Here is a 25,572-nt window from a genome sequence, read left to right as displayed (position 1 = left end):
GTGAAAAAAGACTGTCGTTAGACAGTCTTTGTAAATTTATAAATCGCTTAGGAAATGTTTTCGTTATTAATTTGTGCATACTCTCATCTCCAGTGTTTACCGCATTGACAAAATTTTGTTTTATCATCAAAACAGATTTATTTTATCACAGAAATGTATTGATGTAAACAGAGATCTGCTATAGAATCAGAAATAAAAGGAGGCGCGTTTTATGGGACAGATAGAAGAACTTCAGCGCATGATTGATGAGAGTGAGCGAATTGTATTTTTTGGAGGCGCGGGAGTTTCAACCGAGAGTCAGATTCCGGACTTTAGAAGCAGTGACGGTTTATATCAATTGGAGTATCATTATCCGCCGGAGCAGGTTGTCAGTCATTCATTTTTTGTACGTCATACAGAGGAGTTCTACCAATTTTATAAAGAACGTATGATGTTTCTTGATGCAAAACCAAATGCGGCTCACAGGAAACTTGCTGAACTGGAGCAGGCGGGAAAACTAAAAGCAGTTATTACACAGAACATTGACGGGCTTCATCAGGCGGCAGGAAGCAAGCACGTGCTGGAGCTTCACGGAAGTATTCACCGAAATTATTGTGAGCGTTGTCATGCATTTTACGATGGAGCGTATGTGAAACAGTCTCAGGGGATTCCTCGCTGTGAGAAATGCGGCGGTCTGATCAAACCGGATGTGGTGCTCTATGAAGAAAGTCTTGATGATCAGGTAATGCGAAAGAGTGTGGAAATGATTTCATCAGCGGACATGCTGATGATTGGAGGAACGTCTCTTGTAGTATATCCGGCGGCAGGGTTTGTAGATTATTTTCATGGGAAATATCTTGTAGTGCTAAATAAAGATGCGACTCCGAGAGATGCACAGGCAGATCTGTGCATCAAGGAGCCGATTGGGAAGGTACTGAACCAGATTGTCTTACGTTAAGGATAATTCCTGGATAATGTTTTGCTTTTTTAATTTGCCGGCAGTATAGAACATCGAGAGAAATACGATGAAGAAAATACCGGCAGTGGAAATCAGAACTGCTTTCCAGGGAAAGAGATAGCTGATATCAGCTCCGGTTCGAAGGATCCGGTAAAGTATAAAACTAATGAATAATGAGACAGGAACTCCGTAAAAGATAGAGCGAAGACCATAGATCAGACACTCGTAATTCAGCATCTTCTGAAAAGATGACGGAGTCATGCCAATGGAGCGGAGCATAGCGAATTCCCGACGGCGAAGCATGAGATTCGTCGAAACCGTGTGGAATACATTCACGATGGAAATGAGCGAAATCAATATAAGGAATCCATAAGTGAGAACACGGATCGCGGTCAAAAGATTGCGGTCCGTTTCATACTCTTTGGCCAGATTCGCAATGTCTGCCTGCGTGTTTAAAGCGGTATCCTGCAGCGCTTTTTTCAAATTCCAGTAAGTTGTTTTGAATTCAGGACATTTTAATAAGAAAGTATAGCTTGGGAAAAACGGCTCTAGTATATCTATATATTTGCGATACAAACTTTCCGGAAGAATGAGAGAAAGAGGTTCTTCATATCCGGAAAGTGCATCCGGGAGCTGCCCTACCTGATCCGTTAGCTTCAGGGAAGCGATATCTGTCAGATGAGGCAGTGAATCAGCTTCGGATTCGGAAGGAATTGTCAAGGTACCAAGCGTTAGTTCACTGTTTTTCGGAAAGCGAATTGGTTCACAGTCCTCATAGCGATCTGTTTCGGAATTAAAAAGTCGTATGTTGCTTGTATAAATACACTGGAAACTGTCGGCTTCCAGATAGGTGTCCGGGGTAATCCCGTGTTCTTTCGCATAGTCAGAAAATACATTGTCCGGAAACACATAGAGACTTGCACTTAAATAATAAAACTGTTGATCTGCGGAAGAATGAAGTCCAAAGTAATTGGCTGCTTCTTTTGAAATCAGATCAGCAGGGATCGGAACACATGGACGCAGAGAGCGAAATTCTTTTATTTCTTTGATAGTATTGTCTTCATTCAGTATCTGTTTAAATTGCCGGATCGTATCGTCAGTCGGAGAATGAAACAGGTTGCATTCCAATTCCCATTCCGGGGCAGTCAGTACGAATGTGCCGGTATTTATAAGGTAGTCGGTAAATAGAGTCGCGGACACGAAAAGAACCATACTCATAGAGAGCGACAGAATCGTTGTGCGGTATTTGCGCCGGTCACGCCGATAATATTTTTGAGCCAGCATGCCTTCTGTATGAAACAGATGCAGAGTTAGCCGAGAGACTCGTACATCAGCAGGACGTAGAACAATATCTGATCTTGATTGCACTGCATCCATTGGTGAAAGGGATCGAATCCGTCTGGAAGGAATCCATGCAGAAATAAAAACAGTCATAAGTGAAGTCACAATAGAAACAATTATTGGGGCAGTTGAAATCTTTAATGGGATTCCGTAAGCTGTTCCGTGAATCCACATCGTAATACTTTCCCCGATAAAATGAAGTGTGACTCCAATTCCACCGATTCCGAAAATAAGCCCAAGAGGAATCCCGATTCCACTAACGATAAACGCTTCGAAAAAAACAGAATGACGGAGCTGGCTTTTCGTAGCGCCGATGGAAGAAAGAAGGCCAAACTGGGCGGTGCGTTCCCGCAAAGAAATGGAAAAGGCATTGTAGATTAAAAGAATGGAACCGCCCATGATGAGCAGAACCAATACAACACAAAGTCCAATCAAGATTGGGAGCAAATGGCTGTGATCGCTAACACCATACCAACGCAGCAGGCTTGCGTGATAGCTCCAGGACACTGCTTCAAACTCAGAAATCAGTTTTTCTGTCAACGGATAAGTGTCTTTTGGATGTTGAAAACGAATATAGGCAGAAAAAGCATTTTCCGCATCGGAAACGCGGGCATCTGAAAGTATTTTAGAAAATGATTTCGAAAGAGAACCACAGAATACTTCATGTCCGCCGCTGCCAAAGCTGCTGTTGGGAAAGTGAGAATAAGTTCCAACAATCGTAAAATCTTTTTTTATTTCAGCAGTAAGAGGAGTTGTGTTGTCATTTCCGATATCAATGTCCAGTGTCAAAGAATTTCCGGTAGAGAATCCCAAAAGCTCACTGTTGTAATGGGATAAATAGTCAGGAACAATAAGTTCCGAATCATTTTGAGGAAGCCGGCCGGAGGACAGAGAAACAGGAAGTTCTTCCAATGCTGTGTCGGGCATACTTTGAATATAAAAATAAGGATTCGAAGGAAAACTATCTGCTAAATCTTCTGACGGAGCAGTACCAATGGAAGTTAGCACGGTTGTATGGGCAACAGAATCATTGTCTGTAATATGCTTTAAGTCATTTTCTGTCAAATTAGAGATGGAAACGTGCCAGTTGCCATCTTGCTGAATCGTGTAATCAATAAGAAATTGCCGGAAACTTGCCCCGAAGGTAGTCACAGCAGTAATCATTGCAGTAGATAAAAGAACGCCAATGATTGTGAGCCATGTTCTTGTACGGTTTTGCTTAAGAGTTTTCTTCGTAATATGGTAGAAAATATTTTTCATTTTCGAATCACCTCATCTCGAATGATGCGTCCGTCTTCTAATGCAATGATCCGGTCTGCCTGCAGTGCAATCTGCTCATCATGAGTAATGACAAGGAGCGTCTGGTGATATTTTTTATTGGAGAAGCGAAGCAGTTCCATAATTTCGCGGCTGTTTTCAGAGTCAAGATTGCCTGTAGGTTCGTCGGCGAGAATGATAGACGGTGCATTTAAGAGTGCGCGGCCAATGGAGACGCGCTGCTGCTGTCCGCCGGAAAGCTGGTTCGGAAGATGGTTTCTTCGTTCGGTCAGACCAAGGAGAGAGAGAAGTTCCTCCAGGCGATCGTGATTTACTTCCTGTTGATCCATAAGGACCGGAAGCGTAATATTTTCTTCCACAGTAAGAACCGGAATCAGATTATAAAATTGATAGATCAGGCCAACCTGCCGTCTGCGGAAAATAGCAAGCGCCTCTTCGTCTTGTGAATAAAGGTCGGCGCCATTGATATAGACACTGCCGGAGGAAGGCTGATCGACACCGCCAATGAGGTGCAGGAGAGTGGATTTGCCTGATCCGGAAGCGCCAATAATAGCGATGAACTCGCCTTTTTCAACGGAAAAGGATACATGATCGAGTGCCAGTACCTTGTTTGCACCACTGCCATATTGTTTTGTCAGTTGTTCTACTCGTAAAAGTTCCATAAAATATTCCTTTCTGAAATTATTTTGTTCATAAGAAAAAGATACCAGAGAGAAGTGACAGGTACATGACTCTTAAGTGACAAAATCGTCATTTGGCTAGATTGTTTTTGCAGTGTAAAAACGGATAGTAAATTTGCCGCCTCCACTAGAATCATTTCCGGCAGTGATGATTGCATTTTCTCTGGAGAGTATTAGCCTTGCAAGGGAAAGTCCAATGCCAAAGCTATTGCGCCCTGCATTTTGACCGCGGTAAAACCGTTCAAACAGATGCGGAAGATCTTCTTTTGGAATACCGGTTCCGGAGTCGATGATACAAAGTTCCGTGTAGAGCGCTGTTTGAGAAACTGTCAGAGATAGTGTTCCGCCATCGGGAGTGTATTCCAGACTGTTTTTCAATACATTTGAAATTGCTTCTAAAGTCCAGGTACGGTCACAGGAAAAGGAAATGGCGTCATCACAGCAGATTTTGCAAGTTTGCCCCCGTAAATCCATAGAAATCTCCATTGGATTAAGCGCTTCTTGCAGGAAATCTTTCATTTTTACATTTGTAAATTGATATGTGATGGAACCGGCTTCCAGTTTGGACATTTTCAGAAGAGCAGTAATCAGCCAGTTAATCCGGTCAAGCATTTGATTCATCTGATGCAGGAGAAGAAGCTGTGCTTTATCTAATGGCTGCTGTTTGAGCCGCTCTGTCATTAAATAAAGAGAGGTAAGCGGAGTGCGGATCTGATGAGAGATATCTTCTAAGGCATTGGAAAGTTTCGTGCGATCCTGAGATAGCTGCTCACTCTGTTCGTGCAGGCGTACAGCCATTTTGTAAATTTCGTCCTGGAGAATAGCCAGATCTCCTTCCTGAAATTCTTCCGGTGTGAGAAAAGTATCATTGTGGAGAATGGAATCAATCCGTGAACTAAGGAGACGAATATTCCGGTGTTCTCCGGAAAGGCAGCGAAAGAAGAACAGACTAAAACAAAAGCTGATAGCAAGAAGAAGAACAGCAGCGGCAGGCGCGATAAAAAATCCGATCACACATCCGAGGAGTGTGAAAAAGACGATTTGAAAGACAAACTTTTTTATTTCTTTGTTGCGTAATAAATACATATTATCCTCCTGATTACGTTTCAGATGGAATCTCAAGACGATAGCCGATTCCCCGAATGGTTTTGATTATCGCTGGTTCTTGTGGATTATCTTCGATTTTCTCCCGAAGCCGTTTGATATATACCGTAAGCGTATTGTCATTTACATAATCTCCGGCAAGATCCCAGATTTCTTCCAACAGAACATTTCGAGTCAGTGTTTTTCCCCGATTATTTAGAAACAAAAGAAGAAGACGGTATTCTAATGCAGAAAGAAAGAGTTCCTGTGAATTCTTTGTGACAGTACCGCGAACCGTATCGACAGAAAGGTTTCCAAGTACTGTGACAGAAGAAACTGCTCCAGTTCTGCGAAGGACGGTGCGGATTCGGGAAACAAGTTCGCGAGGTCGAAAGGGTTTGCAGATATAGTCGTCAGCCCCCATATCAAGACCGGTCACAACGGAAAATTCGTCTGTCAGGGCAGTAAGAAAAATGACCGGAATTTGTGAAGTCTTTTTTATGGCGGTGCAAGTGCTGTATCCATTTCCCTGAGCAAGTGTAATATCAAGGAGAACGAGATCCGGGTGAAACGTCTCAAGAAGAGAGAGCGCCTGATTCTGTCCGGAAGCCGAGACAACAGAAAAACCTTCGGCAGTTAAATAGGCAGTAAGATTTTCTACGATGGAAAGATCATCTTCGATTAATAAAATGTGATAAGTCTGCATGACAGTACCTCCGTTACATTTGTTTTCGTATTCCGGCGGAATTTATTTCGGATGCGATTTTGTATCACAAGTATAGCATAAAATGAAAAGAGAAGACATGCTAAGTTTAGGTTAAGTTTTTGAGGGAGATATTGACAGAAGCATCAGAAGTGAGATAGGATAAACAACAGTGAAAAAGAAGGGAAGACAAAGACGTGATCAGGAAGAAATTTTTTATGAATGTGCTTCCGGCAATGCTTGCATTTGCATTTACCGGTATCTATGCAATTGTAGATGGTTGGTTTGTAGGTCAGAATATTGGAGACAATGGATTGGCCGCAATTAATATAGCATATCCAATCTCAGCGCTGATTCAGGCGATGGCAAGTGGGATTGGAATGAGTGGTGCGATTCATATTGGGATCAGTATGGGAGAAAATGAGAAAGAGAAAGAAAAAAGATATTTAGAAAATACTTTAATGTTACTTGTCGCGACCTGCATTTTACTGACAGCTATTTTGCTTTTGACTTATCCAATCATTCTTCGTGCATTTGGAGCAAAAGGTGAATTGATGGAGATGGCAAAAATTTATATCCGTATTATTATTATCGGAGGCGTATTCCAAATGTTCAGTACCGGACTTGTTCCGATCATTCGAAACTATGAAGGGGCCGTGTATGCGATGAGTTCCATGATGGCAGGCTTTGTAACGAATGTAGTGCTGGACTGGTTATTTGTAAGTGTCTGGAAATGGGGGAGTGGCGGCGACAGCCTGTTATGCAGTGATCAGTTATGTTGTCTGTGTCGCGCAGCTTTTACTGCAGGGAGTGGGCGACGGTGCACAGCCGCTTATCAGTTTTTATGAAGGATTAAAGAAAAGAAGAGAGCTGAAACAGATCCGGTTTATGACATATGCATTTTCAATAGTTCTGGCAGTATTCTGCATCGCATGGATGTATCTGTGCAGAAATGTATTTCCGGTATTTTTTGGTGTATCAGCTTCCGTTGGGGCTGAGGTCGGGGGTGTACTTCCGATTTTTCTGGCAGGACTGTTATTTTTTGCCTACACAAGAGTAACAACTGCATATTTTTATGCGATTAAGAAGAATAAATACGCTTATCTTTTAATTTACGGCGAACCGGTTTTGATGACACTTTTGATTTTGTGTATTCTCGGTCCGGTATTCGGACTCTATGGTGTCTGGTATTCTGTGCCGGTAACACAGAGTATCATGGCTGTGATTAGTTTTGTGCTGATTCAGATTGAAAAGCGGGAACAGGAAAATACATGGTTTTTAGACGTGGAATCATAAAAATACGCTGTCTCCAAAAAAATTCTTTCCGGAGGCAGCGTGTTTTTTATTTAATGATTTTGTAAAGGTGATCTGTCTGGAAATGAATTTATTTTCCGCAGATCTGACAGCCAAGCTGACAGCCCGTTGGTGTTCCGGCGCATCCGCCCATAGCTGTTTCGCGCAGTTCAAATGGGAGACTTTTGCCGACACGATACATAGCTTCCGCCATCTCATCAAATGGGATTGGCTGTGTAACACCTGCAAGTGCAAGTTCAGCACAAGTAAGAGCATTGGCAACACCAATCGCATTGCGTCCCTGACAAGGAGATTCCACAAGTCCGGCAATTGGATCGCAGACAAGTCCTAGTAAATTAGACAGCGCAAAGCAGGCTGCCTGCATACACATATCCGGAGTTCCGCCGAGAATTTCAACGGCAGCAGAAGCCGCCATTGCGGAAGCGGCACCGACTTCAGCCTGACATCCGGCCTCCGCACCGGATACAGAGGCGTTTCTCATTAAAATATATCCGAGAGCGCTGGCGTTGAGAAGCCCATTGTGGATTGCTTCGTCAGACAACTCATGAGTTTCTTTTAATGCTAAAAGCACACCCGGAAGTACGCCGGAAGAACCGGCAGTCGGAGCTGCAACAATCAGACCCATTGTGGCATTTACTTCAAGAACAGCCATACTGTAGGCGATTGCTCTGGAAAGTGTAGGACCGCAAATGTTTTTGTCGGCTTCTCTTTGTTCATTTACTTTTTTGGCTTCACCGCCAAGAAGTCCTCCGATAGATTTGCGAGGATGCTTGATTGGTTCAGTAGCTGAGTTTTGCATAATCTTCAGTACCGTGTCTAATTTTTCTGTGATTTCTTCATCTGTAAGAGAACCGCATGTCATCTCACGGCGCCGCATTGCATAAGAAATCGGAATTTGCTCTTTGCGGCACATTTCCAGTAATTCCTGTCCTGATAAAAAGTCCATAATCTATTCCTCCTACATCTGCACGAGCATAAGCTCTGTTACATGCTGATTTGTTTTAATTCGGTCAAGAACAGCGGCAGGAATCTGCTCGTCAGACTCCACAACTGTGTAGGCTTTCGCGCCCTTATCTTCGCGGAAGAGACGCATAAATGCAATATTTACATTCTCCTCTGCAAGACATTGAGTAATATGTGCGACAACACCAGGTTTGTCAATCTGCTGAACAATGAGAGTACTGTATTCGCCGGTAAATTCCACATCAATATTATTGATACGGGCAATCCGGATCTTACCGCCTCCAATAGATTCTCCGCGGATAGAAAGGGTATGACCTTCTGTACCGATAAGGTCGATATCCGCTGTATTCGGATGGTTCATAACCGTTTCCTCATCGATGATAAATTCGTATTCAACGCCCCATTCTTTTGCAAGTTCAAACGCATCACGGATTCGTTCATCATCTGTAGAGAAGCCAAGAATACCGCCAAGAAGTGCGCGGTCTGTTCCATGTCCATGGTATGTTTTAGAAAAAGAACCATAAAGTGTAAAGGTTACTTTTTTCACTTCCTGAGCAAGCATTTTTCTTGCTAGAAGACCAATGGCACAGGCTCCGGCTGTATGTGAGCTGGATGGACCGATCATATTCGGGCCAATGACATCAAAAATACTTAGAAAGTTCATTATATTATCCTCCATGAAATTATTCATAAGATTAATATAGCATACTTCTTTTACTTGAAAAAGAAGTTTTAGAAAGTTAATATAGAAGAAACAGAGTTTTTTATTTCTTGCATAAATAGGGGGAAATAATCCGGTATTGAGAAGCCAGAAAAGAAAGGAGACCTTATATGAAGTATAGACAATTAAAAGGATATCATGGCATCATCGTACTTGTGCTCAGTGCGGCGGTTATTTTTGGAATTGCGCCGATATTCGGCGCGGGACTTGGGATTTACGGTTCACTCCTGGGAGAATTGATGATACTGGCAGTCGCAGTGGTAACGGTACTGGCAGCCAGAGCTGATTTAAAAGAAGTATTCCCGATACATCGGCCGAAAGCTCTTGGGCTTCTGGGGACATTATTAATTTGGGGAGCAACGTATGTATGTGTAATGGCGCTGACAATGCTTCTTGCCTATTTCTTTCCGGAAGAAGTAACGGGAGCAGGCGCGGGGCTTAGTGAGGCAATTTTGAATACACCAATGCTGATTGCAGCTGCAATCGTTGCAGTATCACCGGCAATCTGTGAGGAAGCAGTTTTTCGAGGTGTATTCCTGCACAGCCTGCAGGGAATCCGGCAGAAATGGCTTGTGATCCTTCTTGTTGGTGTGATTTTCGGAGCATTTCACGGAAGTATCTGGAAGTTACTACCAACGTCAGTGCTTGGAATGGTCATGACGTATATCGTGTTGGAGACGGATAATCTTGTCTATTCCGGATTTCTTCATTTTGTTAATAACCTTCTCCCGGTACTTATGATGGGAGCGCTTAGCAGTACATACGAGGCAATGGGCGGCATTGATGCAGTCATGGAAGAGAGTATGCAGATTCCAATGGCATCAGTCGGAATCTATTTTCTAATGGCGGCAGGAGCCCCTCTTGTATTTTATATTGGAAGATATTGCCTGAAACGAAGTGTGCATGGGTATACAGAAGGTCTTTTCACAAAGAATCAGGTAAAACCGGTATTGCTCCTTATATTTATCGGCATTCTGATCGGAATCGCAGGTGTATTTCTCATTGCTTGTTCATTCATCTTTGAAATGCCGGGAAATCTGAGTGGATTTCGTGAGATACAGAGTTTGTACTAGATGACAGCCGGGGGTATAGTTGTGGCTTTGGAATTTTTGACAAAGAAGATAAATTATACGGATAAATAAGTGTAAATTTTATAAAAATTGTGCTATAATACGAATAAATATCAATGCGAAATGCATTTACTCGCTGCCGTTATTATATGGCAGGAGAACCGGAAGGAGTGACAGCTATGAAACTGATTTTTGCAGTAATTAGGGATGAAGATGCCGGAAAGGCAGTCAAGAAATTGAACGAGAATAGATTCAGTGTAACAAAGCTTATGAGTACGGGAGGATTCTTGAGAAGCGGAAATACAACACTGATGATCGGTATTGATGATGAGAAAGTGGAAGCAGTTATGGATATCCTGAAAGAAGAGTGTGCAAAACGCTCTGAAATTGAAATTGCGATGCCATATATGCCGGGCGGCGTTCCGATGATGAACTATTCTTACGTTCCGATCAAGGCAGAAGTTGGCGGAGCAACTGTGTTTGTTGTGGATGTATGCGATTTCCGTAAAGTATAAATGGCAGTAAGAGTATAAGTAAGAAAAGATAGAAGAATACTTGAGTTTCCGCAAAATGTAATTTAAACATACATGACTTCTCCTAAAGCACCAATCTGCCCAATTTTAATGAATCAAGAACGGCAGTATTCAGGATTAAAAGCACTTTAATAAGCCCCGCCGGAACCGGACTTTGGGAGAGTTATGCTTTTATCTATTTAAGCGACTAGCTTAAGGCAGAGTTGACGGTATGCTGGACGTTTTGTCCGGAACCAGAGTCTGACACCTTCCTTTGCATACGATAGTATGCCAAGGATGCCTTTCGCCAGCCGATAATAGCAGAAGAACACTTTTTTCTTTACAGGATCTGCTGATTTTATGATGGAAACCTTTAATGCATTTATTTCGGATGACATTGAAATCATTGCCAGAAATGCCATGCATAAGGTGATATAAAAGTTAAGTGCGTTGATTGCGCAAAGCTTTCGTACACGGAAGTTTTCAAATTGGAACATCTGCTTTTTGCAACGGAAATATTCCTCGATCTTCCATCTTGAAAAATAGGTTCTTGCCACTTTGATTACATCTTCTTTGGATTTAATTTCTTTGTTCGTGGCAAGCATCATAGGATGTTCTGTAATACCATAAACCAGTACCAGATAAATATCTTTTCTGGAAGCTGTGATTTGGACTTTGACATGGGAAATATAAGCCTCATGATTTTTTCCCTTATAGAATACGCTGGTTTTGATTTTCCCTTTACGGCGGTTACGCAGTTCGGTGGCAAATGTCCATTTATTATGATAAAGAAGCTTGCGGTTTGATTTTAACCGAATCACATAATTCTGCTTTAAAGCATCTAGCTTTAGGAATATCTTGTTATCATCGTAACCACGATCCATACAAAAAGTTGCTTTTTCAAAGAGAGCCGCGCCTTGTTCCATGGCCTCAAAAGTAATGGTATTGGCAGATTTGTAATTCTTTTCAGCTGAAGAGTGTATTTTTGAAAAGATACTAACAGAATCATTACTGGTAGTCAGGACACAGGCCTCTGTTACATGGTACCCTTTTTTATAAACATTTTTAGTCGATGTACTTTCTGAACCATCACGAACGATGCCAAGGGATTCAAATTTATAACCATCCGGTTTTACAACATCACTGTCATCAATGTGAATGACTGGTTCTGCTGGAACCCATTTCTTGATTTGCTGAAGATAAGAAACAGCAGCTTCAGCAGGAGTACCTTTATCAAGATGTCTGGAAAGGCGATCCACAATATTTATCTTTTTGGAATCTTCATGAAGCTGGTCAACAACATCTGTCAGAAGACAGCTACCAGAGGCAAGTATGCCATAAGTAATATCAGCAGTAAATTTACGTTCGGGCTTAGAAAGATGTTTTGAAATTTTATTTGTAAAAGTTAAAATTTTTCGTTTCAAAATGTAAGTATTTGATGTAAAATAAGTCATAAGGAATCCTCCTTCTTTTTGTTTAGTAAGGTTTTGATTTGACACTTAAATTTTACATCAAAAAGGAAGAAGATTCCTTATATTTTGGGCATTTTTTTTAAGTTGTTTATAACAAAGCATGTAAAATAGGAGGGCTGTGGATAAAACTACGGAAACTCAAGAGAAGAATATCAGTGTAATGAAAGAAAGGGGCTGTCGGGAAATGATAGTTCCAAACAGGGGCAGATTTGACTTGTATGAGTCAAACCTGCCCCTGAAACTTTTCCATAAAAAGAGAAAAAGATGGCTAACGACAACCATCATTTTCTCCGTTCCATGTTATAATGGAACTATGCTAAACAAAGACTATTATAACGATTTTTTTGAATTAGGGCAACAGAAAATTAACTTCAGTTTCTTCGAATTGTGTTTACCAGACGACGATCCAGTCTATACCCTGAAAAAAGTGATGGAGGAGTTAGATTTTTCTGGCTTATTAGCCAATTGTTCTGATAAGGGAAGAACCGGGTACAACCCAATCATGATGTATGCTGTAGTTACTTACGCAAACATGCGTGGGATAAGAGCTGTTGACCGTATTGTAGAATTATGTGAAAGAGATCTCGCCTTTATCTGGCTTACGAAAGGTCAGAAGCCGAAACGGGATGCTTTTTATGACTTCAAGAATAAGAAACTGACCGCTGATGTACTGGATGAGCTGAATTATCAGTTTCTTCGTCGCCTGCAAAAAGAAGGATTCATCACACTAAAAAATCTTTTTATTGACGGTACAAAAATAGAAGCCAATGCGAACCGTTATACGTTTGTCTGGAGAGGAACAATCAATTATCATCTTGCAGGACTACTGGATACTATTGATTTATTGTATCAAAAGTATAACGTTTTGATTGATGAAAATGAGTATGGCATCAAATATGACATTCCCCATGCACATATGTTCGTGATCGAAGGAATGGAGAAAGTACGGGATGTCATTGAAAAGAACCGAAAAAGAAAACTGACAAAACATAAAAAGTTATCCAATAATACAATCATAGAGATTGACAATTGTTCTCCGTTGGAGATACTGAAGCTCCAAAAAAATCTGATACAGATAGCAGAACAGGAACAGATTACATTTGTTTATGGAAAAGGAAAAAGAAAATCGGAAATCCAGCAGCTTTACGAAGAATTGGAAGCCTGTGGTGAACGTCTTATGGGATATAAAGAGTGTTTTGAGATCATGGGAACAGACAGAAACAGTTATTCCAAAACAGATCTGGAAGCTACTTTTATGCGGATGAAAGAGGATCATATGCTGAACGGGCAATTAAAAGCGGCATATAATGTTCAGATTGCAGTAGAGAATTATTTCATTGTCCAGACTTATGTCAGCAATGATCGGACAGATTATAATACGTTGATTCCGGTTTTGGAAAAACATCAAAAAGCATTTGGGGATATTCTTGAGGAAGTGACAGCAGATAGCGGGTATTGCAGCGAAAGAAACCTACTGTACTTAAAAGAACATAAAATCTCCAGCTATATCAAGCTGCAGGATCATGAAAAACGGAAAACACGTGCGTATACAGAAGAAATCGGAAAGTATTACAACATGAAAACGCAGATATTTGAAGATGAGTTGTATTATATTTGCCATGACGGAAGAGAATTGCATCATATCCGAACAGAAACAAAAGCACAGACTGGTTATACACAAACCTTTGAAGTGTATGGATGTGCAGACTGCAGTGGTTGTGAACATAAAGCAAAATGTCTCTATAAATATGATGCCGAAAAAGATAGAGAGAAAAATAAAGTGATGAAGATCAACGAACAATGGGAAGCTTTGAAAGAAGAATCCCATAAAAACATCCAGAGTGAGAAAGGGATCTTAAATCGTCAGATTCGTTCCATCCAGACAGAGGGACATTTTGGAGACATTAAAGAAAATGACAGTTTCCGCCGATTCAATTACCGGACATCCGAAAAAGTATATAAAGAATTCATGCTGTATGCGATTGGAAGAAATATAAATAAATACCATCGTTTTCTTCATGAAAAAATCCAAAAATTTGAGAAAAAAATCGAAGAAACAGTTGCTTAGAAAATGTGTACGTTTAAATATGCAGGTTGAGGGGTTTTTGTGCCCAAAAATACATACGAAAAAGACAAAATACGAATCTCTCATAGAAGATCAGGTGCGAAAAACACTGATTTCTAAAGGAGATTCGTATTTTGAGATTTAGAGCCTAAAAATCGGTATTAACCGACAGCCCCTTAAATTTTATAGACTTATGATTCTATTTTTATAACTGTGGTCCTGCAGAAACTAATGCTTTACCGGCTTCGTTTCCTTCGTATTTTGCGAAGTTCTTCACAAATCTCTGTGCAAGGTCTTTTGCTTTTTCATCCCACTCAGCTGCATTTGCATAAGTATCGCGTGGATCTAAGATTGCAGGGTCAACGCCCGGAAGCTCTGTCGGAACTTCAAAGTTGAAGTAAGGGATTGTCTTTGTCGGTGCGTTTTTAATATCTCCGTTTAAGATTGCATCGATGATTCCACGAGTATCTTTGATAGAGATACGTTTTCCTGTTCCATTCCATCCTGTATTTACAAGATAAGCTTTTGCACCATTTGCTTCCATTCTCTTAACAAGTTCTTCAGCATATTTTGTTGGGTGCAGTTCCAGGAATGCCTGACCAAAGCAAGCAGAGAATGTAGGAGTCGGCTCTGTGATTCCACGCTCTGTACCTGCAAGTTTTGCTGTAAATCCAGACAGGAAGTAGTATTCTGTCTGTTCTGGTGTCAGCACAGATACCGGAGGAAGTACTCCGAATGCATCTGCAGACAGGAAGATTACATTTTTCGCTGCCGGAGCTGCGGAAACCGGACGAACGATTTTTTCAATATGGTCGATCGGATAAGATACACGGGTATTTTCAGTTACGCTCTTATCATCAAAGTCAATCTTACCATTTTCGTCTAATGTTACATTTTCAAGAAGAGCATTTCTCTTAATTGCGTTATAAATATCCGGCTCAGATTCTTTATCAAGGTTAATAACTTTTGCGTAGCATCCGCCTTCAAAGTTAAAGATTCCGTTGTCGTCCCAACCGTGCTCATCATCACCGATCAGAAGACGTTTCGGGTCTGTAGATAATGTTGTCTTACCTGTTCCTGACAGACCAAAGAAGATTGCTGTGTTTTCGCCGTTCAGGTCTGTGTTTGCAGAGCAGTGCATAGAAGCAATTCCTTTTAATGGGAGGTAATAGTTCATCATAGAGAACATACCTTTTTTCATTTCTCCGCCGTACCATGTATTTACGATAACCTGCTCGCGGCTTGTGATGTTGAACATTGCTGCTGTTTCAGAGTTCAGTCCAAGTTCTTTGTAATTCTCTACTTTTGCTTTAGAAGCATTGTATACGATAAAGTCTGGCTCAAAGTTCTCAAGTTCTTCTGCAGTTGGTTCGATAAACATATTTTTAACAAAGTGTGCCTGCCAAGCAACTTCCATAATAAAACGGATAGCCATGCGAGTATCTTTGTTAGCGCCGCAGAATGCATCTACTACAAAAAGTCTCTTGTCAGAGAGTTCTTTTAAAGCGATTTCTTTTACAGCTTTCCATGTTTCTTCAGAAGCCGGGTGGTTATCATTCTTGTACTCGTCAGAAGTCCACCATACAGTATCTTTAGAATTCTCATCCATAACGATGAATTTATCTTTTGGAGAACGTCCTGTGTAAACACCAGTCATAACATTGACTGCGCCAAGCTCACTCTCCTGACCTTTTTCAAATCCTGTCAGATCTGCCTTTGTTTCTTCTTCGAATAACATTTCGTAAGAAGGATTGTGTACGATTTCCGGGGTTCCTGTGATCCCGTATTTACTTAAATTGATTTCTGCCATCGTATGTTACCTCTTTTCTAAAAAATATAAATATAATAAATAGGATAACCACCTGCCAATGCAGGCATTATTTGGAATAAAGAAAGTGAATTATTTCACAATCTCAAGTTCATTATACATGATTATGGGATAAAATCAATAAAATTTCTCTGAAATGTTTGAAACCTTCGAAAATAGATGACGATTAGTGTTATAATTAATCGCAAAGAATTAACGAATCTTACAGAGGAAATGAGAATGATAACTATGGAAGAATTAAAAACAAACAAAAAAAGAGCACAGCAGGAAGCGCTTGCAAAGAAATATGAATTTCGTTATATCCGTCCGGAGGAGGCAGACCAGACAGCAGTGATAGAAAAAATCTGCTTTCCTCCTAATGAAGCATGTTCTGATCAGGATATGATTTGCCGAATGGAAGCGGAGCCAAATATGTGCCTTGTGGCGGTTGACCGTGAGACAGGAAAGATTGCAGGATTTTTGAGTGGTCTTGCAACAAATGAGACAGAATTCCGGGATGAGTTTTTCAAAAATCCAAAACTTCATAACCAAGCTGGAACAACAGTAATGCTGCTCGGACTTGATGTGCTTCCAAAGCATCGAGGACAGGGGCTGGCGCGTGAACTTATGGAACGCTATATTGAATCTGAAAGAGAGCGCGGCAGAAAACGATTGGTTTTGACTTGCCTGGAAGGGAAGATCGGGATGTATGAACGGATGGGATTTGCGTATCGCAAAATCTCGGCATCGGTACTTGGAAATGTGACTTGGCATGAAATGGATTATCTGATGGAGTAGGAAAGAAAGGAAACGAATTTATGACTTATGATATTCAAAAAATTCCTTTTAGCGCATATGGTTCTTATTTTGTAATTTCCGTTCATCCAAAAGACGGCGCGCTTTATATTAGAGATATTCATGGGGGCGATGAAGCGCCTTCTTATCTCTATCGGCTTGAACTGGAAGGCTGTGATGAAATTGAAATCTTGCATGAGAAAACTGAATTGAGGATGCGCAGTAAAAAGGAACCGCACAACTATGCTTCTTTTGTTGTGGGAACAAACGGAAAAACAGATACGCTCCATGTTTGTGCGAAGGGAGTCGATCTCCGATTTTATGCGGTGGGAGGTTCTTATGACACACTTGTTCCACTTTCACAAATGAGATATGAGCATCACCTGGCAACAAAACAGCTGAAAATTATGTTTACATGCCAACAGGGGACTTTGATGCAAAAACAAGATTGGACGGTGCGAGGCAGCAGTGATGTTGTACTTACGGCAAAGGCAGGGAGCCGGATCGTACTGGAAAGTTACCGGACAGTTCCGTCAGAACAGCCGTATCGCACATATGAAGAGATGAAAGAAGAGCAGAGAAAATCACTTCAGAAGTGGGAAAACAGCTTTCCAAATCCAACGGGAAGATTCGAAGACAGCAGACAGCTGGCAGCTTATATTACCTGGATGAATTTTGTACATGCAGAAGGAACATTAACGAGAGATGCGATGTATATGTCTAAAAACTGGATGTACAATATATGGAGTTGGGACAATTGTTTTGCAGGGATTGCTCTTAGCCACACACATCCTCAAAAAGCATATGATCAGATGAAACTATTTATCGACGTACAGGATGAGAGCGGATGCTATCCGGATTATGTGAATGAAACATTTGCGTCCTATAGTTTTGTCAAACCTCCAATACATGGCTGGGCATTTTGCAAAATGATGAAGCAACATGCAGCGCTGAGAGCACCTGTCCTCATGCAGGAAATGTATGAAAGTCTTGTGAAAATGACAGAATATTGGATGAAATACCGCAGACATAATGAGGCGGTGTATCCGGTATATTATCATGGAAATGATTCCGGTTGGGATAATGCATCTGTATTTTACCGGGGAATGCCGGTGGAATCTCCGGATCTGGCAGCATTCCTCATACGGCAGATGGACTGTCTTTCGGAAATTGCATCCGGACTTGAACGCCACCAGGAGGCAAAGAAATGGAAACAGACAGCGGATGAGTGGTATGAAAGATTTCTGGAACGCTTCTTTGAAAACGGAAGATTGTATGCGATTGAAACGATTTCACAAGAAAAGATCAGAGAAGGGAACAGCCTTCTTATGTATTTGCCGCTTGTAATTGGGTATCGTTTTCCGAAAGCGTTGCGGGAGCAGCTTGTCAAACAGCTGTTGGAAACATTTGAGACACCGTATGGACTTGCGACAGAGGCGCCGGACAGCCCTTACTACAAAAAAGGCGGTTACTGGCTTGGACCTGTGTGGGCGCCGACAACCTATCTTATGATTGATGCACTTCGGGAAAATGGATATGTTACAGAAGCAAAACGGCTTGCAGAGAAATTCTGCCGTCTGACAGAAATCGGACTGATGTCAGAAAATTACGATCCATTCACAGGAGAAGGATATGATGATCCGGCATTTTCATGGCCATCCTGTGTATTACTCCAACTTCTTGAAGAAATGGATGAGGAGAATGTGTATAAAAACTGAATTTGTGTGGATAATAAAGATAAATTCTTGAAAAACGGAGGAAAACAGAATGAATCTAAACGATACAATTCAGTTGCTGAAAGAGTGCAATGCAGGAAGCAAAATGGCAGTTTCTTCCATTGATGAAATGTTGGATAAAATAAAAAGTGAAAAGTTCCGGGCAATTCTGATTGCCTGCAAAGAAAAACATACCAAATTAGGAAATGAGCTGCATGGGCTGCTGAACGAATACAGAGAAGAAGAAAAAGATCCAAGCATGGTTGCAAAAGGAATGTCATGGGCAAAAACAAATATGAAAATGGCGATGAATGACAGCGATGAAACGGCAGCAGACTTGCTGACAGATGGGTGCAACATGGGAGTAAAAAATTTGCGGAGATATTTGAACGACTATCCGGAAGCAGACCACCGGGCAAAAAAAATCTGTGAAAATCTCATTACTCTGGAAGAAAATCTTTCCGAGGAATTAAAAGAATTTTTATAAATAAAATTGATTAAAGAGGGAGAAATGTCTCCCTTTTTTGCTGCAGAGAAACATACGGGAAGTAATCCAAATGGAAGCAATGGAATGCGCGAAATATGGATGAACTATTTTAGAAAATAGTGTATGATAGAAAACAGAGGATTCACAAATCATACTAAGAAAAAGAAAAGAGGATGTTTTCATGTATTTAATTAAAAATGCAGAGGTTTATGCGCCGGAATATCTCGGAAAGAAGGACATTTTGTTAGGCGGAGAAAAAATATTGAAAATAGGAACAGATCTTCCGGCAGAAATATCTTATGGTGTGGAAGTGATCGACGGAGCGGGAAAGGTTCTGATGCCGGGGCTCATTGACAGTCATGTACATATCCTCGGCGGAGGAGGAGAAGGCGGCGCTAAGACAAGGACACCTGAAATTATGCTTTCCAATATCATCGAGGGCGGTGTAACAACGGTGGTAGGCTGCCTCGGAACAGATGGCTGTACGAGAACTATGGAAAATCTTTTGGCGAAAGCGAAAGGTCTTGAGGAGGAAGGAATTACAACCTTTGTTTATACAGGTTCTTATCAGGTACCGGTGCGAACCATTACCGGAAGTATCATGAATGACATTATTTTGTTTGATCGGATTATTGGAACAGGAGAGATTGCCGTTTCGGACCATCGTTCATCACAGCCGACAAAGGAAGAATTTGAAAAAATTGTTTCAGAGACAAGAGTAGGGGGAATTCTTTCGGCAAAAGCCGGTGTAGTAGATATCCACATGGGAAGCGGAAAGAGAAAAATGGAATTACTCCGCCATATTCTTGAGAATACAGAAATTCCGGTATCTAATATGCTTCCAACTCATGTGAATCGCAGTCGTGAAATGATGACAGAAGGAATCGATTATGCCAAAACATATGGTGGTTATATTGATCTTACCACAAGTTTCGATGTAGAACATACAACGACAGATGAAGTGAAAGCAAGTAAGGGACTGAAAGAAGCGTTAGAGGCAGGCGTTTCTTGTGATAAAATCACATTTTCTTCAGATGCACAGGGAAGTCTTCCGGTTTTTGCACCGGACGGTTCTTTTGCAGGATTGGGTGTAGGATCGATTACTTCTCTTTACCGTGAAATGAAAGATGCTGTATTACAGGAAGGAATTAATCTGGAAAAGGCTTTAAAGGTTGTAACTTCAAATCCGGCAAGAATTTTGTGTCTTTCTCAAAAAGGAAGCATTGCAGAGGGAATGGATGCAGATCTTGTTTTGGCAGATCAGGACACACTGGAGATTGATACGGTATTTGCAAGAGGACAGCAAATGATGTCAGGAAAAGAAATCCTTGTAAAAGGTACATTTGAATAGCGTGTGAGAAACTTTTCTATTGCAATCGTTGGAACTGATGACGAAGCATCTATAAAAGGCGCTACTGAATTGTACCGAACTTCCAATCGTTAGAAATTTTTTGTCTAACTTTTGGGAATCGGTACAGAGTTTTGTTCAGCAGCGCCTTTACATTTCTAATGTATCAAAGCGGATATTATTTTGTGTTTCTCTGCGGTAATAGGAAAATAAAAATCAGTGAACTGATCAATAAGAATCCAGGGTAGAAGAGATTTGGGATAATGTCAAAAGCTGATATTTCATATCCTAATTCAGCAGCGGCAGAAATTGCAACGAGCATTTGGGCGCCGTAAGGGATGATACCTTGTGAAATGCAGGAAAATGTATCTAAAAGAGAGGCAGCCTTACGCGGAGTGATATCATACTCTTTGGACATTTCTTTGGCAATCGGGTTGGCCATAACGATTGCAACCGTATTGTTTGCAGTTGCAACATCCATTGCACCGACTAAAAGCCCCATACCGAGCTGGCCGCCGCGTTTTCCTTTAAAGATACTGCGAATGGCAGATAATAATGCTTCAAATCCACCATATTCACGAATAAGGGCACACATTGCTGCCACAAGGATTGCTACCATGGATGTTTCAAACATTCCCGCTGCCCCGGAACCCATATTTGCAAGAAGATCTGTTGCAGCTGTCTGACCTGTACCAAGCATAATGGCTGCTCCGGAAATAATACCGACCAAAAGAACAACGAATACGTTAATGCCGGCAATGCCGCCAATTAGTACAAGAATATATGGAATAATCTGGATCAAATGATAAGATTCGATAACCGCTCCGTTTAGTTCCGTTTTAAAAGATAAAACAAGAATCAGCGCTAAGGTGGCTAAAGCTGCAGGAAAGGCAATTCCAAAGTTTTCACGGAACTTGTCCTTCATTGCACAGCCCTGACCGTTGCAGGCCGCAATCGTTGTATCAGAAATAAAGGAAAGATTATCCCCGAACATTGCGCCGCCCATGACAGAACCAATACAGAGTGGCATATCAAATCCGGAAGCAGTTGAAACCGCAACTGCAATCGGTGTTAGTAATGTAATCGTTCCGACGGAGGTTCCCATTGCAGTTGATACGAAGCAGGCTACAACAAAAAGAACTGCCACAGCATATCGTGCCGGAATTAATCCAAGCATAAAATATGCAACACTTTCAGCGCTGCTTCTTCCAACAACACCAACGAAAGTACCCGCTGTTAAAAAGATCAAAAGCATAGTAATAATATTTTTGTCAGCAAGCCCCTGTGCCATCAGACTTAATTTTTCATCAAATGATACACTGCGGTTCTGCAAACATGCAACTAAAATTGCTGCCAAAAAGGCAATGATAATCGGAATGTTATAAAACCCCATCGGGATTTTCATGACATACTCAAACAGAATTCCCAGACCAAGATATAAGACCAGAAATACTCCGATTGGCAGCAAAGCAATTGGATTACTTTTTTTCATTTGTATATTCCTCTTTCTTATTTTCATTTGCGTAAAACACATTAACCACTACTATACATTATTTTATCGGTAGAAACAACTATGAGATATAATAAACATATAGTGAAAATATATAATGCCGGACAGAAAAAGATTAGAATGGAAGTAATGTAAACAGAGGCAGATGTTGTAACTTTTTGAGAAAAGTAATTGATTTGCGTAGGAAGTGAGGACTTTTTCAAATGGGTCAAAATAAAAAGTCAGAAAGAATTGGAATGGAAAAAACTTCAAGAGATGGGAAAAAAGCAAAAGTAATCGAGTATTATTCTTGTGAAAACTTTATGATTGAATTCGAAAATGGATTACAGCGCAAACTAACAAACTGGCACTATTTTGAACATGAAAAATTTAATTACCAATATATGTTTCATAAAGTGCGAACCTCCGGGCGTGTTGGAACAAAACTGCGAATGAACAATGGAATGACAGCGGTTGTAGATCTTTACAGAAATTGTCATGATATGGATATCCGATTTGAGGATGGAGAAATTGCGAGTCATGTTTCAGGGCGTGATTTTAAAAACGGAAATGTTGCACACCCAATATTAAAAGGGACGCAAATCTCTATCAATGAGCTGACGCTGGCATTTTATCTGGAACCTTTTGGATTTCATAAAATTCCGCAAAAATCCACAGAGTCTTTTGAAATGGGATTGAACGGAAAAGAACTGGATTTATATGATCCGGAACACAAAATAGCAGTAGAATATGACGGGGAATATGTACATAAAACCAGTGAAAATGATTTGGAAAAAAATATGTTATTGATGAATTTAGGAATTACATTATATCGTTTCCGGGAACCGAAATGCTCTGATATTACTGGAAATTGCTGTATTCTTGAAGAGACGAAAGCATTTTCAAAATCACTGGAACGAGCCTTACAACAATTTGTATGCCATATACTAAACGAAGATGAAAAGAAAATTGATTTTCAAAAAGATATAGAAGAAATTAAAAAATTTATACGAAAGAGGAAAAGAAGCAATCTTCATCTGTTTGAGCAAAATGTGATGTCAAATGGAATGGTTGGAACCATCATTGCGATGAGATCATGTCAGGATATTGATGTGAAATTTGAAGACGGTGCCATTGCTTATAACAAATGCTATGGAAGTTTTAAAGAGGGGAGTATAGCCCATCCAAATGCAACTAGCGCAGCAAAAAAAGAGCAGAGGCTTTACCAAAGTAAAATCATGAACAACGGACATATAGCTACAGTAATTGAATATCGGGGATGGAAGAATAATACAGTAGAATTTGATAACGGAGAAAAAGTGTACCATGTGAAATGGGAAAATTTTGAATGTGGCAAGGTCGGTCTTCCGTCTTCTTATATTAAAAATCATATAGGAGAACGGCAACTTCAAAAAAGAGGCGCTGTTGCAGAAATTATTTCCTGCAGAGATGCCAATCATATTGACGTTCGTTTTGAAGATGGTATCATTATTAGAAATCGAAACTATAACGATTTCAAAAAAGGCGTCATTGGACATCCGAAATTAGCACCGGTACGCAATAGAAAAGAGAAAGAACGACTCGGTGAAATAAGGAAAATGAACGATGGAACTGTAGGAAAGATTATTTCATATAAGAATGCCGGCGATATTGATGTGGATTTTGGAGAAAATCGTATCGCAAGACATAAAGCATATGCCAATTTTGTGAGTGGGAAAATTAGATGTCCCCATATAGTTTCAAGGAGGTGTGACATTTAAGAAATGAAAAATAATATGAATGTGATCAGAAGCAATCGAAAGTCGATTTCCATTGAAATCAGACAAGATGCCACCATCCTTGTTCGTGCACCATATCAGATGCAAAATACAGAGATAAATAGATTTATAAAAGAAAAGGAAGATTGGATCGTAAAGCATCTGAAAAAAGCGGAAGATAGACAACGGGAAATGAAAGACATTCAAAAACTTTCTGTAGAGGAGATTCAAAAGCTGACAAATCTGGCTTTGAAGATCATTCCAGTGAAGGTAAAATATTTTGCGGGAGTAATGAATGTAAACTACGGTCGTATTACAATTCGGAATCAAAAGACGAGGTGGGGAAGCTGCAGTGCAAAAAAGAATTTGAATTTTAACTGTCTGCTTATGCTTGCACCGGATGAAGTAGTGGATTATGTTGTTGTTCATGAACTTTGTCATTTGATAGAGATGAATCATTCTAAAAAGTTTTGGGCACAAGTCGAACAGGTAATGCCGGATTATAAGAAGCATAAACAATGGCTGAAAGATCATGGAAACGAAATTATAGGGAGAATATACTGATATTTCGATATTCAGATATTATGCAGAAGGAAAATAGTACTTGACAAAATGAGTAAAATAATGTTAGTCTAGTGATCTAAGAGCGAAAGCGCATTATATTTATGTATAATGCGCTTTCGCTCTTTTTTTGATGAAATGGAGGTATAACAGTTATGAAAACGCAGTTTTCTATGCAATTTTCTATGCAAAAAGTAAAAACATTTGCAACGCAATTAACTTGGGAATTTATAGGAAGTGTATTCATTGCAGCCGGAATTTACAATTTTGCTGTACAGGCTAAATTTCCAATGACAGGATTTTCAGGGATTTCAATTATCTTATATCGGCTGCTGAATGTTCCGATTGGACTTTCCACGATTGCACTAAATATCCCGTTGGCGATTATTTGTTACCGACTTCTCGGAAAAAAATTCTTTGTCAGTTCTCTGCGATGTATGTTGATTTCTTCGTTGATGATTGACTATGTGGCACCACTATTTCCGGTATATGAGGGGGACAGATTATTAGCAGCTCTTTGTACAGGTGTATTTGGCGGTATCGGATATGCATTGATTTATTCGAAAAACTCTTCTACCGGTGGATCAGACTTTATTATTATGGCAGTGAAAGCAATCAAACCACATTTATCTCTTGGAAAAATTGCATTTTGGTCTGATGTCGGAATCATTTTAGTCGGTGGAATTCTATTCCGGGATATTGACGGTATCATTTATGGAATGGTTGTAAATTTCATTTTTGCTGTTGCGGTAGACAAGTTAATGTATGGAATTAACTCGGGAAAGCTCGCATTGATTGTCACAGAACATGGCCACAAGATTTGCGAAGTGATAGATGAATGTTGTCAACGAGGAGCTACCATTTTAAATGCGCAGGGCGGATATCATAGAAAAGAAAAGCAGGTAGTGATGTGTGCCTGCAGCAACAAAGAAATGTTCCATGTACAGCAAGTTGTAAAGAAAGCAGATCCGGATTCCTTTTTAATTGTACTCGAATCCAATGAAGTTCATGGCGAAGGGTTTAAAATGGTACAGATTGGAGAAGAAGCGAATTAGCAGGGAGGAAGGGGAAAAGGTTATGTATGAGATGGACGGTGGAGATGTAGCGTTTGAAGAAATGAGGTAAAGGGATAGCTTTTGGATGTGCAGTTCAAGAGCTATCATTTTTTTATAACGAATCATAGAGTATGCCAATTTGGAGTAACTGTTTTGGGTTTGGAAAGATAAAACATATTTTGTGGAGTTGTACCTTTTAAAATCTATAATATTGAAATTGAATATTGCAATTTTCAAAATTCAATTGAGCATATCTTAGTAAAGTGCTAAGATATGTGTAATGATTTTATTGATTCCGCAGAAAATAGGAGAGAGCAGTTTGAACTTGAAAAATATATCAGGCAGGGAGAGACAGAAGAGTCAATCAAACATTTGGCTTGAAAGAAGAGATGCTTCTAAGATGAAATTGATAAGGACAA

General features: G+C 40.3%; 20 protein-coding genes and 1 pseudogene. 12 read left to right on the top strand and 9 right to left on the bottom strand.

Features of this window, described 5'->3' with window-relative positions; all coding sequences use genetic code 11:
• The first annotated feature begins 211 nt into the window (after window positions 1-211).
• Complete coding sequence (locus KFE17_08995; GenBank protein ID QUO31032.1) at window positions 212-937, top strand: NAD-dependent protein deacylase; 726 nt, start codon at window positions 212-214, stop codon at window positions 935-937.
• Here KFE17_08995 and KFE17_08990 read toward each other — a convergent pair.
• The 4 genes from KFE17_08990 to KFE17_08975 form a co-directional block, all read right to left on the bottom strand.
• Window positions 929-3,538, bottom strand: coding sequence for an ABC transporter permease (locus KFE17_08990; protein QUO31031.1), 2,610 nt, complete (start codon window positions 3,536-3,538; stop codon window positions 929-931). The two genes, KFE17_08995 and KFE17_08990, sit on opposite strands and share 9 nt — an antisense overlap.
• Entirely contained in the window at window positions 3,535-4,218 is a 684-nt protein-coding gene (locus KFE17_08985; protein QUO31030.1) for an ABC transporter ATP-binding protein, read from the bottom strand. Before KFE17_08985 ends, KFE17_08990 begins: the two co-directional genes overlap by 4 nt.
• Window positions 4,219-4,314: 96 nt before the next feature.
• Complete coding sequence (locus KFE17_08980; protein QUO31029.1) at window positions 4,315-5,322, bottom strand: HAMP domain-containing histidine kinase; 1,008 nt, start codon at window positions 5,320-5,322, stop codon at window positions 4,315-4,317.
• 13 nt (window positions 5,323-5,335) lie between these two features.
• Window positions 5,336-6,025: a response regulator transcription factor gene (locus KFE17_08975; protein ID QUO31028.1), complete on the bottom strand. Its 690-nt coding sequence runs from the start codon at window positions 6,023-6,025 to the stop codon at window positions 5,336-5,338.
• 197 nt (window positions 6,026-6,222) lie between these two features.
• Here KFE17_08975 and KFE17_08970 point away from each other — a divergent pair.
• Window positions 6,223-7,318, top strand: a pseudogene (locus tag KFE17_08970) (hypothetical protein).
• An 88-nt stretch (window positions 7,319-7,406) separates the two neighbouring features.
• Here the strand turns inward: KFE17_08970 and sdaAA are convergent.
• Together sdaAA and sdaAB are read right to left on the bottom strand one after the other, a co-directional pair.
• Window positions 7,407-8,282, bottom strand: a complete 876-nt coding sequence (sdaAA, locus tag KFE17_08965; protein ID QUO31027.1) for an L-serine ammonia-lyase, iron-sulfur-dependent, subunit alpha — start codon at window positions 8,280-8,282, stop codon at window positions 7,407-7,409.
• Window positions 8,283-8,294: 12 nt separating this feature from the next.
• Entirely contained in the window at window positions 8,295-8,963 is a 669-nt protein-coding gene (sdaAB, locus tag KFE17_08960) for an L-serine ammonia-lyase, iron-sulfur-dependent subunit beta (GenBank protein QUO31026.1), read from the bottom strand.
• Between the two features lie 167 nt (window positions 8,964-9,130).
• On the opposite strand from sdaAB, the gene KFE17_08955 reads away from it, so the two are divergent.
• Both KFE17_08955 and KFE17_08950 read left to right on the top strand, forming a co-directional pair.
• The gene (locus tag KFE17_08955) at window positions 9,131-10,093 is read left to right on the top strand and encodes a CPBP family intramembrane metalloprotease (protein QUO31025.1); all 963 of its coding nucleotides are present in this window, start codon (window positions 9,131-9,133) and stop codon (window positions 10,091-10,093) included.
• A gap of 176 nt (window positions 10,094-10,269) precedes the next feature.
• Window positions 10,270-10,605: a cyclic-di-AMP receptor gene (locus KFE17_08950; protein QUO31024.1), complete on the top strand. Its 336-nt coding sequence runs from the start codon at window positions 10,270-10,272 to the stop codon at window positions 10,603-10,605.
• A gap of 197 nt (window positions 10,606-10,802) precedes the next feature.
• On the opposite strand, the gene KFE17_08945 is transcribed toward KFE17_08950, so the two are convergent.
• A complete protein-coding gene (locus KFE17_08945) occupies window positions 10,803-12,056 on the bottom strand; it encodes a transposase (GenBank protein ID QUO31023.1) in 1,254 nt (417 codons plus the stop codon).
• 331 nt (window positions 12,057-12,387) lie between these two features.
• On the opposite strand from KFE17_08945, the gene KFE17_08940 reads away from it, so the two are divergent.
• On the top strand, window positions 12,388-14,142 hold the full coding sequence (locus KFE17_08940) for an IS1182 family transposase (GenBank protein QUO33677.1): 1,755 nt from the start codon (window positions 12,388-12,390) through the stop codon (window positions 14,140-14,142).
• Window positions 14,143-14,344: 202 nt separating this feature from the next.
• Here KFE17_08940 and pckA read toward each other — a convergent pair whose 3' ends face one another.
• Window positions 14,345-15,949 (bottom strand): phosphoenolpyruvate carboxykinase (ATP), encoded by a 1,605-nt coding sequence (gene pckA / locus KFE17_08935; GenBank protein QUO31022.1) that lies wholly within the window; start codon window positions 15,947-15,949, stop codon window positions 14,345-14,347.
• A gap of 246 nt (window positions 15,950-16,195) precedes the next feature.
• On the opposite strand from pckA, the gene KFE17_08930 reads away from it, so the two are divergent.
• The 4 genes from KFE17_08930 to iadA all read left to right on the top strand — a co-directional run bounded on the left by KFE17_08930 (window position 16,196) and on the right by iadA (window position 20,294).
• Entirely contained in the window at window positions 16,196-16,744 is a 549-nt protein-coding gene (locus tag KFE17_08930) for a GNAT family N-acetyltransferase (protein ID QUO31021.1), read from the top strand.
• A gap of 20 nt (window positions 16,745-16,764) precedes the next feature.
• Entirely contained in the window at window positions 16,765-18,459 is a 1,695-nt protein-coding gene (locus KFE17_08925; GenBank protein ID QUO31020.1) for a hypothetical protein, read from the top strand.
• 49 nt (window positions 18,460-18,508) lie between these two features.
• Complete coding sequence (locus KFE17_08920; GenBank protein QUO31019.1) at window positions 18,509-18,943, top strand: hypothetical protein; 435 nt, start codon at window positions 18,509-18,511, stop codon at window positions 18,941-18,943.
• A 181-nt stretch (window positions 18,944-19,124) separates the two neighbouring features.
• On the top strand, window positions 19,125-20,294 hold the full coding sequence (iadA, locus tag KFE17_08915; GenBank protein ID QUO31018.1) for a beta-aspartyl-peptidase: 1,170 nt from the start codon (window positions 19,125-19,127) through the stop codon (window positions 20,292-20,294).
• A gap of 175 nt (window positions 20,295-20,469) precedes the next feature.
• Here the strand turns inward: iadA and KFE17_08910 are convergent, their stop codons facing one another.
• Window positions 20,470-21,783: a Na+/H+ antiporter NhaC family protein gene (locus KFE17_08910; protein QUO31017.1), complete on the bottom strand. Its 1,314-nt coding sequence runs from the start codon at window positions 21,781-21,783 to the stop codon at window positions 20,470-20,472.
• A gap of 221 nt (window positions 21,784-22,004) precedes the next feature.
• Between KFE17_08910 and KFE17_08905 the strand changes: the two genes are divergently transcribed.
• From KFE17_08905 to KFE17_08895, 3 genes are all read left to right on the top strand, one after another.
• Window positions 22,005-23,540 carry a hypothetical protein gene (locus KFE17_08905; GenBank protein ID QUO31016.1) on the top strand — a complete coding sequence of 512 codons (1,536 nt, stop codon included), beginning with the start codon at window positions 22,005-22,007 and terminating at the stop codon, window positions 23,538-23,540.
• 3 nt (window positions 23,541-23,543) lie between these two features.
• A complete protein-coding gene (locus KFE17_08900) occupies window positions 23,544-24,101 on the top strand; it encodes a M48 family metallopeptidase (GenBank protein ID QUO31015.1) in 558 nt (185 codons plus the stop codon).
• Between the two features lie 182 nt (window positions 24,102-24,283).
• Entirely contained in the window at window positions 24,284-25,153 is an 870-nt protein-coding gene (locus KFE17_08895; GenBank protein QUO33676.1) for a YitT family protein, read from the top strand.
• The last annotated feature ends 419 nt before the right edge of the window (window positions 25,154-25,572 follow it).

Origin of the sequence: Faecalicatena sp. Marseille-Q4148, from assembly GCA_018228665.1 — a bacterium.
GTDB lineage: Bacteria > Bacillota > Clostridia > Lachnospirales > Lachnospiraceae > UBA9414.
Note: the sequence above shows the minus strand (reverse complement) of the source record. Positions and strands in the feature narration are given on the sequence as shown.

Bases quoted from the DNA above. Each gene is read 5' to 3' on its own strand.
- KFE17_08905 (QUO31016.1), top strand. From the start codon at position 22,005: ATGGGTCAAAATAAAAAGTCAGAAAGAATTGGAATGGAAAAAACTTCA.
- KFE17_08900 (QUO31015.1), top strand. From the start codon at position 23,544: ATGAAAAATAATATGAATGTGATCAGAAGCAATCGAAAGTCGATTTCC.
- KFE17_08945 (QUO31023.1), bottom strand. From the start codon at position 12,056: ATGACTTATTTTACATCAAATACTTACATTTTGAAACGAAAAATTTTA.
- iadA (QUO31018.1), top strand. From the start codon at position 19,125: ATGTATTTAATTAAAAATGCAGAGGTTTATGCGCCGGAATATCTCGGA.
- KFE17_08995 (QUO31032.1), top strand. From the start codon at position 212: ATGGGACAGATAGAAGAACTTCAGCGCATGATTGATGAGAGTGAGCGA.
- KFE17_08940 (QUO33677.1), top strand. From the start codon at position 12,388: ATGCTAAACAAAGACTATTATAACGATTTTTTTGAATTAGGGCAACAG.
- KFE17_08975 (QUO31028.1), bottom strand. From the start codon at position 6,025: ATGCAGACTTATCACATTTTATTAATCGAAGATGATCTTTCCATCGTA.
- KFE17_08990 (QUO31031.1), bottom strand. From the start codon at position 3,538: ATGAAAAATATTTTCTACCATATTACGAAGAAAACTCTTAAGCAAAAC.
- KFE17_08930 (QUO31021.1), top strand. From the start codon at position 16,196: ATGGAAGAATTAAAAACAAACAAAAAAAGAGCACAGCAGGAAGCGCTT.
- KFE17_08955 (QUO31025.1), top strand. From the start codon at position 9,131: ATGAAGTATAGACAATTAAAAGGATATCATGGCATCATCGTACTTGTG.
- KFE17_08910 (QUO31017.1), bottom strand. From the start codon at position 21,783: ATGAAAAAAAGTAATCCAATTGCTTTGCTGCCAATCGGAGTATTTCTG.
- KFE17_08895 (QUO33676.1), top strand. From the start codon at position 24,284: ATGCAAAAAGTAAAAACATTTGCAACGCAATTAACTTGGGAATTTATA.
- sdaAB (QUO31026.1), bottom strand. From the start codon at position 8,963: ATGAACTTTCTAAGTATTTTTGATGTCATTGGCCCGAATATGATCGGT.
- KFE17_08980 (QUO31029.1), bottom strand. From the start codon at position 5,322: ATGTATTTATTACGCAACAAAGAAATAAAAAAGTTTGTCTTTCAAATC.
- KFE17_08925 (QUO31020.1), top strand. From the start codon at position 16,765: ATGACTTATGATATTCAAAAAATTCCTTTTAGCGCATATGGTTCTTAT.
- KFE17_08920 (QUO31019.1), top strand. From the start codon at position 18,509: ATGAATCTAAACGATACAATTCAGTTGCTGAAAGAGTGCAATGCAGGA.
- KFE17_08985 (QUO31030.1), bottom strand. From the start codon at position 4,218: ATGGAACTTTTACGAGTAGAACAACTGACAAAACAATATGGCAGTGGT.
- pckA (QUO31022.1), bottom strand. From the start codon at position 15,949: ATGGCAGAAATCAATTTAAGTAAATACGGGATCACAGGAACCCCGGAA.
- sdaAA (QUO31027.1), bottom strand. From the start codon at position 8,282: ATGGACTTTTTATCAGGACAGGAATTACTGGAAATGTGCCGCAAAGAG.
- KFE17_08950 (QUO31024.1), top strand. From the start codon at position 10,270: ATGAAACTGATTTTTGCAGTAATTAGGGATGAAGATGCCGGAAAGGCA.